This is a genomic window from Flavobacterium xinjiangense (assembly GCF_900142885.1).
Taxonomy (GTDB): domain Bacteria; phylum Bacteroidota; class Bacteroidia; order Flavobacteriales; family Flavobacteriaceae; genus Flavobacterium; species Flavobacterium xinjiangense.
In genome coordinates this window covers 180,592-194,637 of the sequence record NZ_FRCL01000002.1, presented here as the reverse complement: position 1 = coordinate 194,637, position 14,046 = coordinate 180,592, and the positions used below count along the sequence as shown (strand labels likewise).

Genomic DNA, 14,046 nt, shown 5'->3' with positions numbered 1-14,046 from the left:
ATCTACTTATTAAGTTTTACAAAAAAGGTAGAACCTTCCCCTAATTCACTTTCAATCCAAATTTCGCCGTTATAAGTGTCGACGACTTTCTTAACAATTGAAAGCCCTAGTCCAGTTGAATGCTCACTTTTTGTATACGATTGGAAAGTATTAAATATTTTTTTGTGATGTTCTTTTGCAATTCCAACACCATTATCTTTGATTGAAAAAACATAATGATCATCAAATTCTTCCGAAGCTATTTCCACTAAACCTGCTTCCCTTTCAATATAATTAACAGCGTTCCCAATGATATTTTGAAACAACTGTTGAATTCTATAACGATCTGCTCTTATAATCGGCAGCTTATTTTTTATAGTAATAGTGATATGTTTTGGAATATGAATAATATCAACGATCCCTTGTATAATTTGGTGTGTGTTTACATTTTCTTTGACCATATCCTCTTTATCAATTTTTGAATAAGTCAATATGCCTTCAATTAAATGATCCATTTTTTCCACTTTATGTTCAATCATAGAAAAATATTTTAAGGTTTGATCACTAAATTCCCTATCACTATCCTCTTTTATCCATGAAATTAAAGAATGAATACTTCGCAAAGGCGATTTTAAATCATGCGAAACTATTTGTGCATAATCTTCCAGTTCTTTATTCGTTTTTGCTAAACTCTCTACTAATTCTTCCCTTTGATTTTCTAATAATTTCTTGTTAGAAATGTTTTCTTCAATAGCAAAAAACCGGACTATTTCGCCCTTTTTATTATATAAAGCTTGTCCTTGGATTTTGACCCAATATTTTTCTCCCGTTTTAGAATAATTTACAATTTCACAGTTAAAGGGTTGCCCTTTACTAATTTGATTTTTTAAGTACTGGATAGTTTCAGGATTTGTATCCGCTCCCTGCAAGAGATAACCAGGTTTAATTCCAACCAATTCTTCTTTAGTATAGCCGGACATTTTTTCGAAACTGGTATTAACCCATTCTATCCTGCCCTCAACATCAGAAATAACAACTGCATTAATATTTTTTTCAGCAATTAAGGACAGCAAATAGAGACTTTCTTCCTGTTCTTTTTGTTCGGTAATGTCAAGATGAATACCTATTGAACCAATTATATTTCCATTTACGTTATAATTTGGCGCACCGCTAATTAACCAATGTCTTTTTTCTCCCCTTTTATTTTTTACTTGTATTTCATAAGAGTCAGTCACGCCTTGAGTCCGTAATTTATTTTTAGTTTCAATAAGCACCTTACTTTCTTCGGCTAGAAATAAGCTTGATGCCTTTTTTCCAATTAGTTCCTCAAAATTATACCCGCTAATTTCACAAAAACTATGGTTTGCTAAAGTGATTACATCATTTTCGTCGACCTCAATTAAACCTAAGTTCATATTAGCAATAATATTGCTGTATTTCTCTTTTTCGTTTCGTAATATTTCTTCGTGTTTCTTTTTTATCGTAATATCAACGTAGGATCTAAGATTGCCTTTATAAATGCCATCTCTAAAAACTGGAATATAACTTCTCTCCAGAAACCTTCCGTCAACAAGCTCTAATTCTTCATTATAAACTGGTTCATTAATTTTGAATACACTATTCAATCTTTCTACATATAAATCGGGATTTTTGAAAAAGCGTTTTGAATCCTGAACAGAATTAGAACAATCCATACCAATTAAAGTACCCGGATCTTCTAGAAAATCAAACATGCTGCAGAATTTTTTATTGGCAAGTAAAAGCTTTCTGTTTTCGTCTTCTAAAATAATTCCCGTTTGCAAATTGACAATAAGAAATGAAAGTCTGTTTTCGGACTCTAGTAATTTAAAATCCGCATGCTTTTTTTCGGTTATATCCTCTATCATCGCAAAATACTGACTAACGTTTCCTGCTGAATCTAAGACAGGCTGCCCTTTTGTTTTAGTCCAAAAATAGCTGCCATCTTTTCGACCATGAACCAATTCTACATCGAATTTTTCGCCTTTAAAAAATGGGCCAGTCATTCTCTTTAAGTCCTCTTTATTTGTGTACTCGCATTTTCCAATCTCAACAGGAGTTCTTCCTATAACTTCTTCTTTAGAAAAGCCTGTCAAATTTAAATAAGCATCATTACACCAAAAAATTTCACCATTGGATTTTGTAAAAACAACGCCATTCTCGTTAGCACTAGCCACAAGAGATAGCTTATTTAATTCTTCTTGATCTCTATTTAAATCTTTTTTTTGATTATTAATTTTAATCAATAATTCTTTTAATTCTTGGGTAGTAATTTCTTGCGTTTTTAAAACATGAAGCAGGTCTAGCAAGGGATCATGAAAAGCGAAATCATGGAATGTCAGTTTCCTTTCACTAACTTGATTCATAGAGACAAACCAGGGGGAACCTACAAATAAAATAGAATCATTATGGAGTTGAAATTGACCTCGTAAATCAATATCTTTAATAGCGGTTCCTAAAACGACAAGTTGATCAAAAATTCCTACTAAGTCTTCAAAAGTTGGGTTTTCAACAAAAGGTCTTTTAACTTCAAAAGTTGAATTAAAACTGTCATTTATGGTAATTGACGGTAAAGTCTTGGCTAAACTTTTACCAAGGCCTTTTATTTTTAATTTAGCATCAATTAGAATATAAAAAGGAAATAACTTATTGAAACTATCTTCATCAAAATTAAATCCTAACTTTTCCATGCTTTTTTTTACCAAATTACATTAAAAATTTCATGTGAGCAACCTTCGTCGCGAGTTTGGATTAAATTAATTTTGACAGGCGTATCGTACATTATTCCCAATCCTTGGATAAGACCTCTTACAAAGTCCTGAAGTCCCTCTCTTTTTGAAAAATAATGCAAATTAATGCTGTTTTCAGTAACATCACTAATTTTGAATTCTGGAGGAGTCAGTTTTGGATAAATCAGCATTACTCGATTATGAAAAAGAGGCAAGTTGATTAAAAATTCTTTCAAATTATCTCCTCCCGCTTCCATCAATCCTCCATATTTATCCTTTGTTGTCTTTACGACCCACCATTCTCCAAAGGCAACTAAAACGGCACTCAAGGTCATGCCCATTTCTTCAGAAACTGCTTGTGCTAACTTAAAAGTGATAGCGTCATCATAAGGCTCACTGCTTATAAAAAAATCTACATCTATCCCACTACGAAGTTTAATTGCCTCCCATTTATCCGCCCCAAAATTGGCCGTTACTAGTTCTTCAATTGCTTTATTTACAATCCCGTACATCTTACTGAGTTATTAACTCATTACAACTCCAGTATTCTATCAGACGTTTTATTCTATCAATATAATCATCATATTTAAGCGGTTTCAACAAATAACCTGCAATTCCTATTCTGTAACATTCTAAAACATCTTTTCTATTGTTTGATGTTGTCAAAATTATCGCCGGTATGTATTTTAAATATTCGTCAGCTTTTAATATCGTTAAGAATTCAATCCCATTAATTTTCGGCATATTCAAGTCTAAGATTATGATATCTGGGATAACTTCTTTAACCTTCAGAATAGTCAGTGCTTCTTCTCCATTGTTCGCTTCAACAATTTTATGTTTGACATTCAAGGTACTTAAAACTCGATTGAATTTCATAACCTCAATTGCATCATCTTCAATTAATAAAATGTTTAGTGATTTGCTCATTTGTCTCTATATGGATTGTAATGTATAAAAATAGATAGATTTCAAATAAAACAACGCTGTATTTCGACAAAAATAAATTTAATATAGCCGAATAACATAAAAGTCTAGATGAATGGATCCCATATCTAAAGCTCCAATTGCATCTTCTTAGTTAAACTCTTGTACACTAAGTCGTAGGAATGATCAATCAATTCTTTAATTAGTAGATCCGGAACAGATTTATTAATCGCAATTGTATTCCAATGAATTTTACTCATGTGAAACCCCGGTTTGATGTCGTCATATTGTGCCCGTAATTCCTGAGCACGGTCTGGATCACATTTTAGATTGACGGACGGCTCCGCTTTTTCCCACTGCATCAAAGACGACAACGCAAACATTTTTCCACCAACTTTAAACACCAATGTATCTTCATCAAAAGGAAAATGTTCCGTCACCCCTTTTTTAGAAAGACAGTACTCATAGTAGGTTTCTAGGTTCATTTTTTTATTACTTTAAGTTTTAAAGGCAGAATTTTAAAAAATCAAATCACTTTCTTCTCCATCATTTTTTCTGGATTTTCCAATGCTTTAAAACCGAATTTTTCATATAAAAAATGCGCATCAGAAGTAGCTAATCTCCAAATTTTAATATCCTTCAGTTTAGGTTCTGTCATCATACTGCGTATTAAAACAGAAGAATATCCCTTACCTCGATGCTTTTCGGTAATAAAAACATCCATCAAATATGCAAAAACAACATAATCAGTGATTACTCTCGCAAAACCTATTTGTGTGTCATTAAGATAAATCCCAAAACAAAATGAATGATCAATAGTTGTTTGAACCTCCTCTATCGTTCTTCCTGCAGCCCAATAAATATCTTTAAGGAATTGCTGAATAAAAGGAACGTTCAGCTTATTTTTATCGGTTGAAACGGACACGAGCCCATAAGGCGAACTGGCGGAGCATATCATATTTTATATAATATAGGTTTGCTTGGGCTCGCATCATTTTCGAAAGAAGCAATTTGCAAATTCAGTAAATAACTGCCGTCCTTTACTTCATTTGAAACAAAAATCATTTCCGTTATTGTGCAATCTAATCTCGCATCTGCATTCAAATCATTAACATTTGTTACATTCCAAAAGGCTTTGTGGGCTAATAATCTTCCGTCGTCATGTTCTTTGTCGACACTTGGTAAATCAATCAGTAAATGTTGTATTCCGCTTTCGCGAATGAAACGCGCAGCAGCTTCATCCAGATATGGCGGATTTGTATTCGAATATTTTAAATTCTTTTTGGCTTCTAGATTGGGTAACGTCCTAATAATTATTGCTTCGGGAGTTTTTCCATTCAAGGTTTTCTCAATCTGAATTCTAGTAATCACCAAATCTTCACCCCTAATTTCTGGCTCTATCGAAACCAATTCAGCCAAAAAGAAAAACTGTTTCAACGATTGATTAATACTGTAAAAATCCCTTGTAATATGCCCCACACATTCTGTATGCGTTCCATGTCCATGGGGATTAAAAAAAATATTATTGAAATTCGTAGACGATTTCCCTTCAGAAACTTTCCCTATCCAATCCCCAAAAATAACAGGTTCAATTACTGGTTTCTCAATATACCACGCAATTGGATTTTCATCCGTATTAGTTAACGGAATCGAAATATCAATGGGTTTTGATAAATCGACTTCAATTGTTTGATTGCTATGTTGAATTATTGCTAACACAAATTAATTTTTTGTACCACTCAGACACTACAACACAAAATTCCTCTCAACTTTGCGTAAAACTTTGCGCCCTTTGTGGTTAAGTTACTCTTCCAAATTTAAGTAAAATAAGTCTGATGCAATTCCATCTGTCAAAAACTTTCCTTTTTTGGTGGTTTTCAAAACATTGTCCTCGACTAAAACTAATTCATCGTTCAAGAACTTCTGAACTTGTTTATTCAAATACTCCAAATAAACAAAGCCAAATTCCGTTTTTATTCGGTCTAAAGAAACACCCCAAATCGTCCGCAAGCCCGTCATAATATATTCATTGTATCGGTCTGCTGCCGAAAGAATTTCAATTTCATTAGGCAATTTATCTTCTTGGATAGATTTTAAATACAGCGAATTATTGGAAACATTCCAACTCCTCGACACACCATCATAACTGTGGGCCGAAGGGCCAATTCCCATATATTTTTTTCCTAACCAATACGCCGAATTATTCTTGGAAAAATAATTGGCCTTCCCGAAGTTCGATAATTCATAATGGATAAAATCATTCGCTTCGAGTGCTTCTACCAGAATAGCAAAATGCTCTTCCGCAACCTCATCTTTAGGTTTTTCGATTTTTCCTGTTTGAATGAGCTTGTTCAAAGCCGTTTTGGGTTCCACAGTCAAAGCATAACTGGAAATATGGGGGATTCCAAAACTCAAAGCCGTTTCAATATTTTGTTTCCACTTCTCGTTGCTCATTCCTGGAACACCGTAAATCAAATCAAGAGAAATGTTGTCGAAATATTGAGTAGCAACTTCAAGACATTTTTTGGCTTCCGCCGAATTATGGGCGCGGTTCATCAATTGTAAATCATCTTCAAAGAAAGACTGAATTCCTATGCTCAACCGATTAATCTTACTTTTAGATAATTCTATGATTCGCTCTTCAGACAAATCATCGGGATTCGCTTCAAGCGTGATTTCAGGATTTTCTGAAACAGAATAGCTATTATAAACTGCAGCAATCAGAAAATTAATCTCTTCAGAAGTTAAAACCGAAGGCGTTCCTCCTCCAAAATAAATAGTCTCAACTTGATCCTTTTCAAACTCGCTTTTACGCATTTGAATTTCTTTGGCAATAGCCAAAACCATCTCTTCTTTCTTCTTCATCGAAGTCGAAAAATGGAAATCGCAATAATGACATGCCTGCTTGCAAAAAGGGATATGGATGTAGATTCCGCTCATATAATTTTCAGTCGCAGTATACAGTCTCGGTATACAGTTACACACTGAATACTAAAAACTGACCACTGATCACTTTTTTACTCGTTCTTCGTTTTGTTTTACAAATGCATCCCAACCGGTATAACTTTTTTCCCCAACTACTTTTCCTGAATTGAAAAAATGACAAACCGCTGCGGCTAATCCATCGGTGGAATCTAGATTTTTGGGTAGTTCTTTTAATCCTAACAATTGTTGGAGCATTTTAGCAACTTGTTCTTTGCTGGCGTTTCCGTTTCCGGTAATTGCCATTTTTATTTTCTTGGGTTCGTATTCCGTAATAGGAATATCTCTCGAAAGTCCCGCTGCCATGGCCACACCTTGCGCGCGTCCTAACTTTAGCATTGATTGCACGTTTTTACCAAAGAACGGCGCTTCAATTGCGATTTCATCTGGATTATGCGTATCTATTAACTCAATGGTACGCTCAAAAATGATTTTCAGTTTTTGATAATGATTGTCATATTTGGACAATTGCAATTCATTCAATTGTAAAAATTCCATCTTTTTATTGACAATTTTTATCAATCCAAAACCCATAATCGTCGTTCCAGGGTCAATTCCTAATATGATGCGTTCGTTTGCCAATGATTTAGTTTAAAGTTTAAAGTCTAAAAGTTTAAAGTTTTGTTACTTTGCACCAATGATTTCAATTCCACACAAAACTAAACAATTCCTCGTACTTCTGATCAAACTTTTGATTGTGGGAGGTGCGTTTTATTTTATTTACGATCAATTGGCCAATAACGACAAACTCGATTGGCAAAAATTCATCATTCTGTTCCAGAAAAACCAGTCGGTTAGCGGAATCGCCTTTATTTTATTTCTCAGTGTTTTGAATCGGTTTTTTGAAATCTTAAAATGGCAGAATTTGGTCGGGTTTATCCATAAAATCTCTTTGGGAGATGCAACCAAACAAGTTCTTGCTGCGCTGACTGCCGGACTGTTTACACCTAATGGCGTAGGCGAATATGCTGGAAAAGCATTGTTTTTTGAGAAAAGTGAAACTAAAAAAGTCATTTTTTTAAACCTCATTTGCAACGGAATTCAAATGATTTTGACGGTTATTTTTGGAATTTTCGGTTTATTGTATTTCAATGCACAATACAATGTGATTACCACAAAAACTGTTATGATTCTGTTTGGAATTTGTTTTCTGGTGTTTGGAATCTTGTTTTCTTTAAAAAAATTAACGATTAAGGGCTTCTCCATCGAAAAACTGATTCATAAGATTAACGAAATCCCAAAACCCATTCATCAAAAAAATATCTTTTTAGCGATTTGTCGGTTTCTGGTTTTTTCGCACCAATACTACTTTTTGTTTCTGGCTTTTGATGTTGACTTGTCTTATTTAACAGCCATTGCCACGATTACAAGCGTTTATTTCCTAGCTTCCTCACTGCCTACTTTTCAGTTTTTGGACTTTGCCATAAAAGGAAGTGTTGCCGTTTATTTTTTTGGGCTACTTGGCGTAAACGAATGGATTGTTATTTTTATAACTACACTTATGTGGTTTCTAAATGTCGTTTTACCGGTAGTGATTGGCAGTTATTATGTGTTGAATTTTAAAACTAGAAATCCAATATGATTTTTGTTTTGTCCTTCGTCATAATCCTGTATTGCCCGGCGATTGCCTTTCTTATTTATGGTTTCACTAAAGTAAATACTATTGATTACACACGCTTAACGCCAAAAACAAAGTTCTCGATTATCGTTCCTTTTCGGAATGAGGCAGAAAACCTGCCCGTTTTATTAGGCAGTTTATCCAAGTTGAATTACCCGCTAGAACTGTTTGAAGTGATTTTGGTAGATGATTTTTCTAAAGAAGCGTTTATAGTTCCAAGTTTAAAGTTTAAGGTTTCGGTTATTAAGAATATTCGGGTTTCAAATTCACCCAAGAAAGATGCGATTGTCACCGCAATGCAAATAGTAAATACTAATTGGATTATCACCACTGATGCTGATTGCGTGGTCAATAAAAACTGGTTATTGACACTGGATAATTACATTCAACTACACGATATTGCTATGATTGCCGGAGCAGTTACTTATGATTGTAACAATTTGTTTCTTCATCATTTTCAGCAATTGGATTTAGCTAGTTTACAGGGTGCTACGATTGGTAGTTTTGGAATAAAAAAAGGTTTTATGTGTAATGGTGCCAACTTTGCTTACACCAAATCTCTTTTTCAAGAACTGAATGGTTTTGATGGAAATGACGGAATTGCAAGTGGCGACGATGTTTTCCTGTTGCAAAAAGCCGCTGAACAATTTCCCGAAAAAGTACATTATTTGAAATCCCAAAATAATATTGTCATCACAAAACCATTGAACGATTGGAAATCGTTGTTCTATCAAAGAGTACGCTGGGCATCAAAAGCAAGTTCGTATAAAAGTACGTTCGGGAAAGGATTGGCATTAGTTGTATTTGCTGGAAATTTAAGTTTAGTACTTGCTTTTATACTTTTGCTGTTGGGTTTATTATCATTTCTGAATACGCTTTTGTTTGTTATATTAAAATTTTCAGTTGACGCTATTTTGATTTACAAATCAAATCAGTTTTTGAATAAAAGTAAAATGCGTTATTTTATTTTCAGCAGCTTGTTGTATCCTTTTTTCAGCACTACTGTGGCTTTATATTCCTTGTTTGGGAAATACGAATGGAAAGGAAGAAAATTTATTAAATAGTTTTTTTATTTCTAAAAATCAATCCTGTCAAAGAAATTGCAAGTACCATTGGAGAAATAATACTCACTACAGCATTCCCAATTAGATTTAATTGTGTTCCAAAATAAAATCTAACAGCAATAAAAACCAGTGCAAAAAGGAAGGACAGACGCCAATAGTTAAAATCCATTTTTTTGCTATTTCCATTTTTTTCCGGTAGTTTATAAATATAAAATAAAATCCACGACAAGCCAATTATTGAACTTGCATGCTGCGCAACTTTATAAAACGGAATTGAAAATACCTCTACATTAAAAAAAGAAAACCGTTGAACCATATAACCATCCCAATGTGTCATTGAATCCCATAAAACATGTGAAACAGCCCCTAAAAAAAAGGAAATCAGAACGGTAAAAACAGCACTATTAAAATACTTTACCCAATTGAATTCTTTTAATTCCTGCAACCTATTCTGAAAAAAAAGGGGTAAATTATCTATGAGAGGACTTTTTATAATTTCATGAAAAGTAAACATAACTATAAAACCCAAAGGAAAATCAATTAGAAATATCCCTGAAAGCGTATGACTGATTTCGCTTTGCATTTTCATTCGGAAAAAATATTCAAAGTCGGGAGACATAGAACCAACTATCAAAGCAGTCGCTGACAATTTTTTATTTTTTAAAAATGGTAAAATAATGGCCGGATGTGAAAATGTAAATGGCATTGCTTACTCTACTTTTAGAATAACTGGAAGAATAAATTGTGTTTTTACCGGGATTCCGCGCTTGATAGCAGGATTTACTTTTGGAAAATCAACTAAACGAGCTTGAAGTATACTATCTATTTTCACTTTGTCGTAAGCAACGGAATCTTTTGGGAATTGAGGCTCGAATTGCATCGTCGCATTTGGAAAAACAGTGACCTTTACTTCAATCGTATCGAGTTCAGGATAGAGAACCGAAAGTGTATCAACGCTCAATTTTTCCTGAATCAGCTGCGTTAAAACTTCGAAAAAACACTGTTGGCGTTGCTTTTTATTTTCTATTTTTTCACAATCAACCACTGACGGATACTCATCGACTTCTTTCCAATTAATATTTTTTAATTCCTTTTGCAGCAATTCCTTTTCTGAAGGCACTTGCTTGTCGAAGTATTGACAGGAGTTAAATAATACGAATACTAATAAAAAGTATAATTGCTTCAAGGTTTTGTTTTTGATTGAGACTAATAGTTTATAAAAATACAATTATTTTTTTGCGGATGCCTTAGACAATAAATAATCTTGATACGATTCAGCGAACCATTTCTTTTTATTTTCGGCGGCAATTTGCTTTTGCTCCGGATACAAGGCAGCTAATCGATCTGAGAAAACAGCAATTTGAACCGTATAATTATAGAATTCTGATTTGGTTAACACCAATTGCGAGTCTGATTTCTTATCAAAAAATTCAAAAAAAAGCTGATCAAACTGTTTCAGAGAATAATTCAATACTTTTACTTTATTGACAGCATAAAGTGAGTCTTTTAAAAGATCATCGTTACTACCCGTCTTTTTTTCTTGGGCAATTAAAGTCCCGAAAGAAATAGTGAAATAGAGTAAAAGGGAAAATATTAAAATTATTTTTCTCATATTCATTTACAAAGGAATTGTTGCTTCTTTATTTTTCAAAAATACTAAAAATTAGTTTATGGACATATTGTTTTTGGCTCTTGGTTTTATTTGTATGATTATAGGCATCTTGGGGAGTTTTCTCCCTGTTTTACCTGGTATAAGTATCAGTTGGATCGGCTTACTTTTCCTTTACTTCACAAACGCTGTTCCGGCTAATTATTGGATTCTTGGAATTACTTTACTGATCACTGTAATTATATCCCTTTTAGATTATGTGATTCCGGCTAAAGGAACCAAAAAATTTGGCGGTAGTTCTTATGGAATTTGGGGAACTAACATTGGATTGATAGTAGGAATCTTAGCCCCTATCCCTTTCGGATTTATCATCGTGCCTTTTCTTGGTGCCTTTCTGGGAGAACTGCTTTACGACTCTAAAAACCACAAGAGAGCTTTAAAAGCTGCCACAGGCTCTTTACTGGGCTTTCTGGCTTCAAGTTTTGTGACGTTTTTAGTCTGCGTGATGTACTTAGGATTGTTTCTGGTAATCGTCTGGCAATATAAATCAGAATTCTTCTGATTATGGATCAAAATATTGAAACAAAAAAAAGCCTTTCAATTACGAAAGGCTTTTCCCAATATTAGTCTCGTTTTTGGAACGAGAGGACTCGAACCCGTCTCGTCCCAAAAGACGAGATGACAGGCATATATCGTAACCAATTCTATGATATCAACAGCGTTATTGACTTTGAATAAATGATTCTATTGATTTTCTATTCAGTTTTTTTAATCGTAACTCTTCTACTAAAGCTTCTTTCTTTGTTCCAAATGCTTTTGAATATACTAATTTCCAAATCCCTTTATTGGAAGTGTATTTACTCCTATTTTCATTATGATCCAATAGTCGTTGCGCAACATTTTCACTAAAGCCTTTGTAATAAATATCGAAATTTTTAGAATAGATGATATAAACGTAATACCTATAACTAATCTTTAAATAAAAAAAGCCTTTCAATTACGAAAGGCTTTTCCCAATATTAGCGGTCTGGACGGGACTCGAACCCGCGACCCCATGCGTGACAGGCATGTATTCTAACCAACTGAACTACCAAACCTGCTGCTTTATTGCGGTGGCAAAGATACAATAGATTTCCATTTATACACTGGAAATTTAAAAAATATTCTTCACAAATTTTATACTAAAAAATAGTCTTCCTAACTTCCTTAAAATCAAAAAAGCTATCCACAAAAGTGGAAAGCTTTTCATTGGTCTAACTACTAAACCCGGTCAGCTTACAAGGCCGACCAAAACAACACAACTAGCTTTAGATACCTTATTGGGGCAAAAAAGCCTTTCTGTTACGAAAGGCTTCCCCAATATTAGCGGTCTGGACGGGACTCGAACCCGCGACCCCATGCGTGACAGGCATGTATTCTAACCAACTGAACTACCAAACCTGCTGCTTTATTGCGGTGGCAAAGATACAATAGATTTCCGTTTACGCAAGTGTTTTTACGAGAAATATTCAATAAAACTTTACGCTATTATCCAAAGTTTTGTTTTTCAACTAAGTATGTCGTCAAAATATTTTCAAAACTTTCACCAACACTCACCGGAACATACTTTATTCTGTTTTGCGCACAGGTCAACGCGAGCTTTTTGAAGTATCTTTCTGTTTGTTTTTCGTATTCTTGTTTCACATTATCTGCAAAAATAGCTACTTCTTCGCCTGTTTCTACATCAATAAACTTCCTTGGCGCATTATCAAAATCAAAATTTAGCTCCGTTTTATTATCTACGACATGAAATAAAACTACTTTATGCTTATTGTGTTTCAAATGCTGCAAGGCATTAAACAGCGCTTCTTCATTGCCGGATTGAAACATATCGGTAAACAAAATAATCATGGAACGGCGGTGAATCTTCTCCGCTATTTGATGCAAAAATGTAATTGTATTGGTGCTTTTTTTTATTGTTGGTTTTTCCAACAGGTTTTCAAGCGCATTTAATATCATTCGATGATGACGGTCACTTCCTTTTTCAGGCGCATAGTACTCATAGGTGTCCGAAAACACACTTAGTCCTATAGCATCGCGTTGCTTCTTTAACAGATTCATTAAAACCGCAGACGCCAAAACCGAAAATCCTAATTTATTCTCATAGAAAACTTGTTTGTCGCTTAATTTTGGATAATACATCGAGGAGGAATTGTCAATAATAATATGACACCGCAAATTTGTCTCTTCTTCGAAACGCTTCGTATACAAGCGATCTGTTTTTGCAAATAATTTCCAATCTATATGCTTGGTGCTTTCTCCTACGTTATAGACTTTATGTTCCGCAAATTCAGCAGAAAACCCATGAAACGGACTCTTATGCATCCCCGAAATAAAACCTTCCACCACCTGATTGGCGAGCAATTCCAGATGCTGAAAGCTGGAAATTTTCTCTATTTGCGATTCGATTTTCATATCTCAAATATAGTAAAAGAGGAAATGATTTAAAAATTAAACGATTACAAAAAGAAACAAAGTAGAGAAGTTAAAAAAAATGAACACGAATTTCACTAATTTCCACCAATTAATTCGTGAAATTGGGGTTTTAGCTTTTTTATACTCCAAAAAAAAGGTCTGACTTTCGTCAAACCTTTTTATATAAAATCATAATCTACCGATTACAACAACGCGTCTAAACTATCAGCATAGGTTTGTTTCGGAGCAACTCCCACTTGTTTTCCTACTACTTCTCCGTTATGAAAAACCAACACTGTTGGAATATTTCTCACTCCGTATTTTGCAGCAAATTCTTGGTTTGCATCTACATCAACTTTCCCAATTACTACTTTTCCTTCGTATTCTGAGCTAAGTTCGTCAATGATTGGTCCAACCATTCTACAAGGTCCACACCATGCTGCCCAAAAATCTACCATTACTGGTTTGTCTGATTTCAAAACTACTTCTTCAAAAGTAGCGTCTGTTATTGCTAAAGCCATATTATATTTTTGTTTAAAGTTTAGTATAAAGTTTCACGAACCTCGAATACAATGCAAATTTAGATATTAAAAACAAACCAAACACCATTCTCAAATTAGTTTTAATTATAAATGTATTGTCAATACTTATTTGAAGCTATTTCCTGCT

17 protein-coding genes and 2 tRNA genes are annotated in these 14,046 nt (G+C 33.9%); 3 read left to right on the top strand and 16 right to left on the bottom strand.

All coding sequences use genetic code 11. The features are described from left to right. Positions 1-2: 2 nt before the first annotated feature. The 8 genes from BUC23_RS03115 to ruvC form a co-directional block, all read right to left on the bottom strand. A complete protein-coding gene (locus BUC23_RS03115) occupies positions 3-2,687 on the bottom strand; it encodes a PAS domain S-box protein (protein WP_073205265.1) in 2,685 nt (894 codons plus the stop codon). An 8-nt stretch (positions 2,688-2,695) separates the two neighbouring features. Next, the gene (locus BUC23_RS03110; protein ID WP_073205262.1) at positions 2,696-3,238 is read right to left on the bottom strand and encodes a heme NO-binding domain-containing protein; all 543 of its coding nucleotides are present in this window, start codon (positions 3,236-3,238) and stop codon (positions 2,696-2,698) included. Between the two features lies 1 nt (position 3,239). Further along, on the bottom strand, positions 3,240-3,653 hold the full coding sequence (locus BUC23_RS03105) for a response regulator (protein WP_073205259.1): 414 nt from the start codon (positions 3,651-3,653) through the stop codon (positions 3,240-3,242). Positions 3,654-3,778: 125 nt separating this feature from the next. Further along, the gene (locus BUC23_RS03100) at positions 3,779-4,135 is read right to left on the bottom strand and encodes an MmcQ/YjbR family DNA-binding protein (protein WP_073205256.1); all 357 of its coding nucleotides are present in this window, start codon (positions 4,133-4,135) and stop codon (positions 3,779-3,781) included. Positions 4,136-4,176: 41 nt separating this feature from the next. Next, positions 4,177-4,608 (bottom strand): GNAT family N-acetyltransferase, encoded by a 432-nt coding sequence (locus BUC23_RS03095; RefSeq protein ID WP_073205252.1) that lies wholly within the window; start codon positions 4,606-4,608, stop codon positions 4,177-4,179. After that, a complete protein-coding gene (locus BUC23_RS03090) occupies positions 4,605-5,369 on the bottom strand; it encodes a cyclase family protein (protein ID WP_073205248.1) in 765 nt (254 codons plus the stop codon). The genes BUC23_RS03095 and BUC23_RS03090 overlap by 4 nt, the downstream gene beginning before the upstream one ends. An 84-nt stretch (positions 5,370-5,453) precedes the next feature. Next, on the bottom strand, positions 5,454-6,590 hold the full coding sequence (hemW, locus tag BUC23_RS03085; RefSeq protein WP_073205245.1) for a radical SAM family heme chaperone HemW: 1,137 nt from the start codon (positions 6,588-6,590) through the stop codon (positions 5,454-5,456). Between the two features lie 69 nt (positions 6,591-6,659). Continuing rightward, entirely contained in the window at positions 6,660-7,214 is a 555-nt protein-coding gene (gene ruvC, locus BUC23_RS03080; protein ID WP_073205242.1) for a crossover junction endodeoxyribonuclease RuvC, read from the bottom strand. Between the two features lie 55 nt (positions 7,215-7,269). Between ruvC and BUC23_RS03075 the strand changes: the two genes are divergently transcribed. Together BUC23_RS03075 and BUC23_RS03070 are read left to right on the top strand one after the other, a co-directional pair. Then, positions 7,270-8,214 (top strand): hypothetical protein, encoded by a 945-nt coding sequence (locus BUC23_RS03075; RefSeq protein WP_073205240.1) that lies wholly within the window; start codon positions 7,270-7,272, stop codon positions 8,212-8,214. After that, on the top strand, positions 8,211-9,314 hold the full coding sequence (locus BUC23_RS03070) for a glycosyltransferase family 2 protein (RefSeq protein ID WP_073205237.1): 1,104 nt from the start codon (positions 8,211-8,213) through the stop codon (positions 9,312-9,314). Before BUC23_RS03075 ends, BUC23_RS03070 begins: the two co-directional genes overlap by 4 nt. On the opposite strand, the gene BUC23_RS03065 is transcribed toward BUC23_RS03070, so the two are convergent. Genes BUC23_RS03065 through BUC23_RS03055 form a run of 3 tightly spaced genes read right to left on the bottom strand, consistent with a single transcriptional unit; the run spans position 9,307 to position 10,926 of the window. Then, positions 9,307-10,020, bottom strand: a complete 714-nt coding sequence (locus BUC23_RS03065) for a DUF4184 family protein (protein ID WP_073205233.1) — start codon at positions 10,018-10,020, stop codon at positions 9,307-9,309. The two genes, BUC23_RS03070 and BUC23_RS03065, sit on opposite strands and share 8 nt — an antisense overlap. 3 nt (positions 10,021-10,023) lie before the next feature. Then, positions 10,024-10,500 carry a hypothetical protein gene (locus tag BUC23_RS03060; protein WP_073205815.1) on the bottom strand — a complete coding sequence of 159 codons (477 nt, stop codon included), beginning with the start codon at positions 10,498-10,500 and terminating at the stop codon, positions 10,024-10,026. Positions 10,501-10,542: 42 nt separating this feature from the next. Further along, entirely contained in the window at positions 10,543-10,926 is a 384-nt protein-coding gene (locus BUC23_RS03055; protein WP_139259761.1) for a hypothetical protein, read from the bottom strand. A gap of 58 nt (positions 10,927-10,984) precedes the next feature. On the opposite strand from BUC23_RS03055, the gene BUC23_RS03050 reads away from it, so the two are divergent. After that, positions 10,985-11,485: a DUF456 domain-containing protein gene (locus BUC23_RS03050; protein WP_073205227.1), complete on the top strand. Its 501-nt coding sequence runs from the start codon at positions 10,985-10,987 to the stop codon at positions 11,483-11,485. A gap of 159 nt (positions 11,486-11,644) precedes the next feature. On the opposite strand, the gene BUC23_RS03045 is transcribed toward BUC23_RS03050, so the two are convergent. The 5 genes from BUC23_RS03045 to trxA all read right to left on the bottom strand — a co-directional run bounded on the left by BUC23_RS03045 (position 11,645) and on the right by trxA (position 13,898). Next, positions 11,645-11,920, bottom strand: coding sequence for a GIY-YIG nuclease family protein (locus BUC23_RS03045; protein WP_084538290.1), 276 nt, complete (start codon positions 11,918-11,920; stop codon positions 11,645-11,647). A 26-nt stretch (positions 11,921-11,946) separates the two neighbouring features. Then, positions 11,947-12,020, bottom strand: a tRNA-Asp gene (locus BUC23_RS03040). A gap of 269 nt (positions 12,021-12,289) precedes the next feature. Then, positions 12,290-12,363: transfer RNA gene (locus BUC23_RS03035), tRNA-Asp, on the bottom strand. 87 nt (positions 12,364-12,450) lie between these two features. Then, entirely contained in the window at positions 12,451-13,377 is a 927-nt protein-coding gene (locus tag BUC23_RS03030) for a DUF58 domain-containing protein (RefSeq protein WP_073205224.1), read from the bottom strand. Between the two features lie 203 nt (positions 13,378-13,580). Further along, positions 13,581-13,898 carry a thioredoxin gene (gene trxA / locus BUC23_RS03025; protein WP_073205221.1) on the bottom strand — a complete coding sequence of 106 codons (318 nt, stop codon included), beginning with the start codon at positions 13,896-13,898 and terminating at the stop codon, positions 13,581-13,583. Between the last annotated feature and the right edge of the window lie 148 nt (positions 13,899-14,046).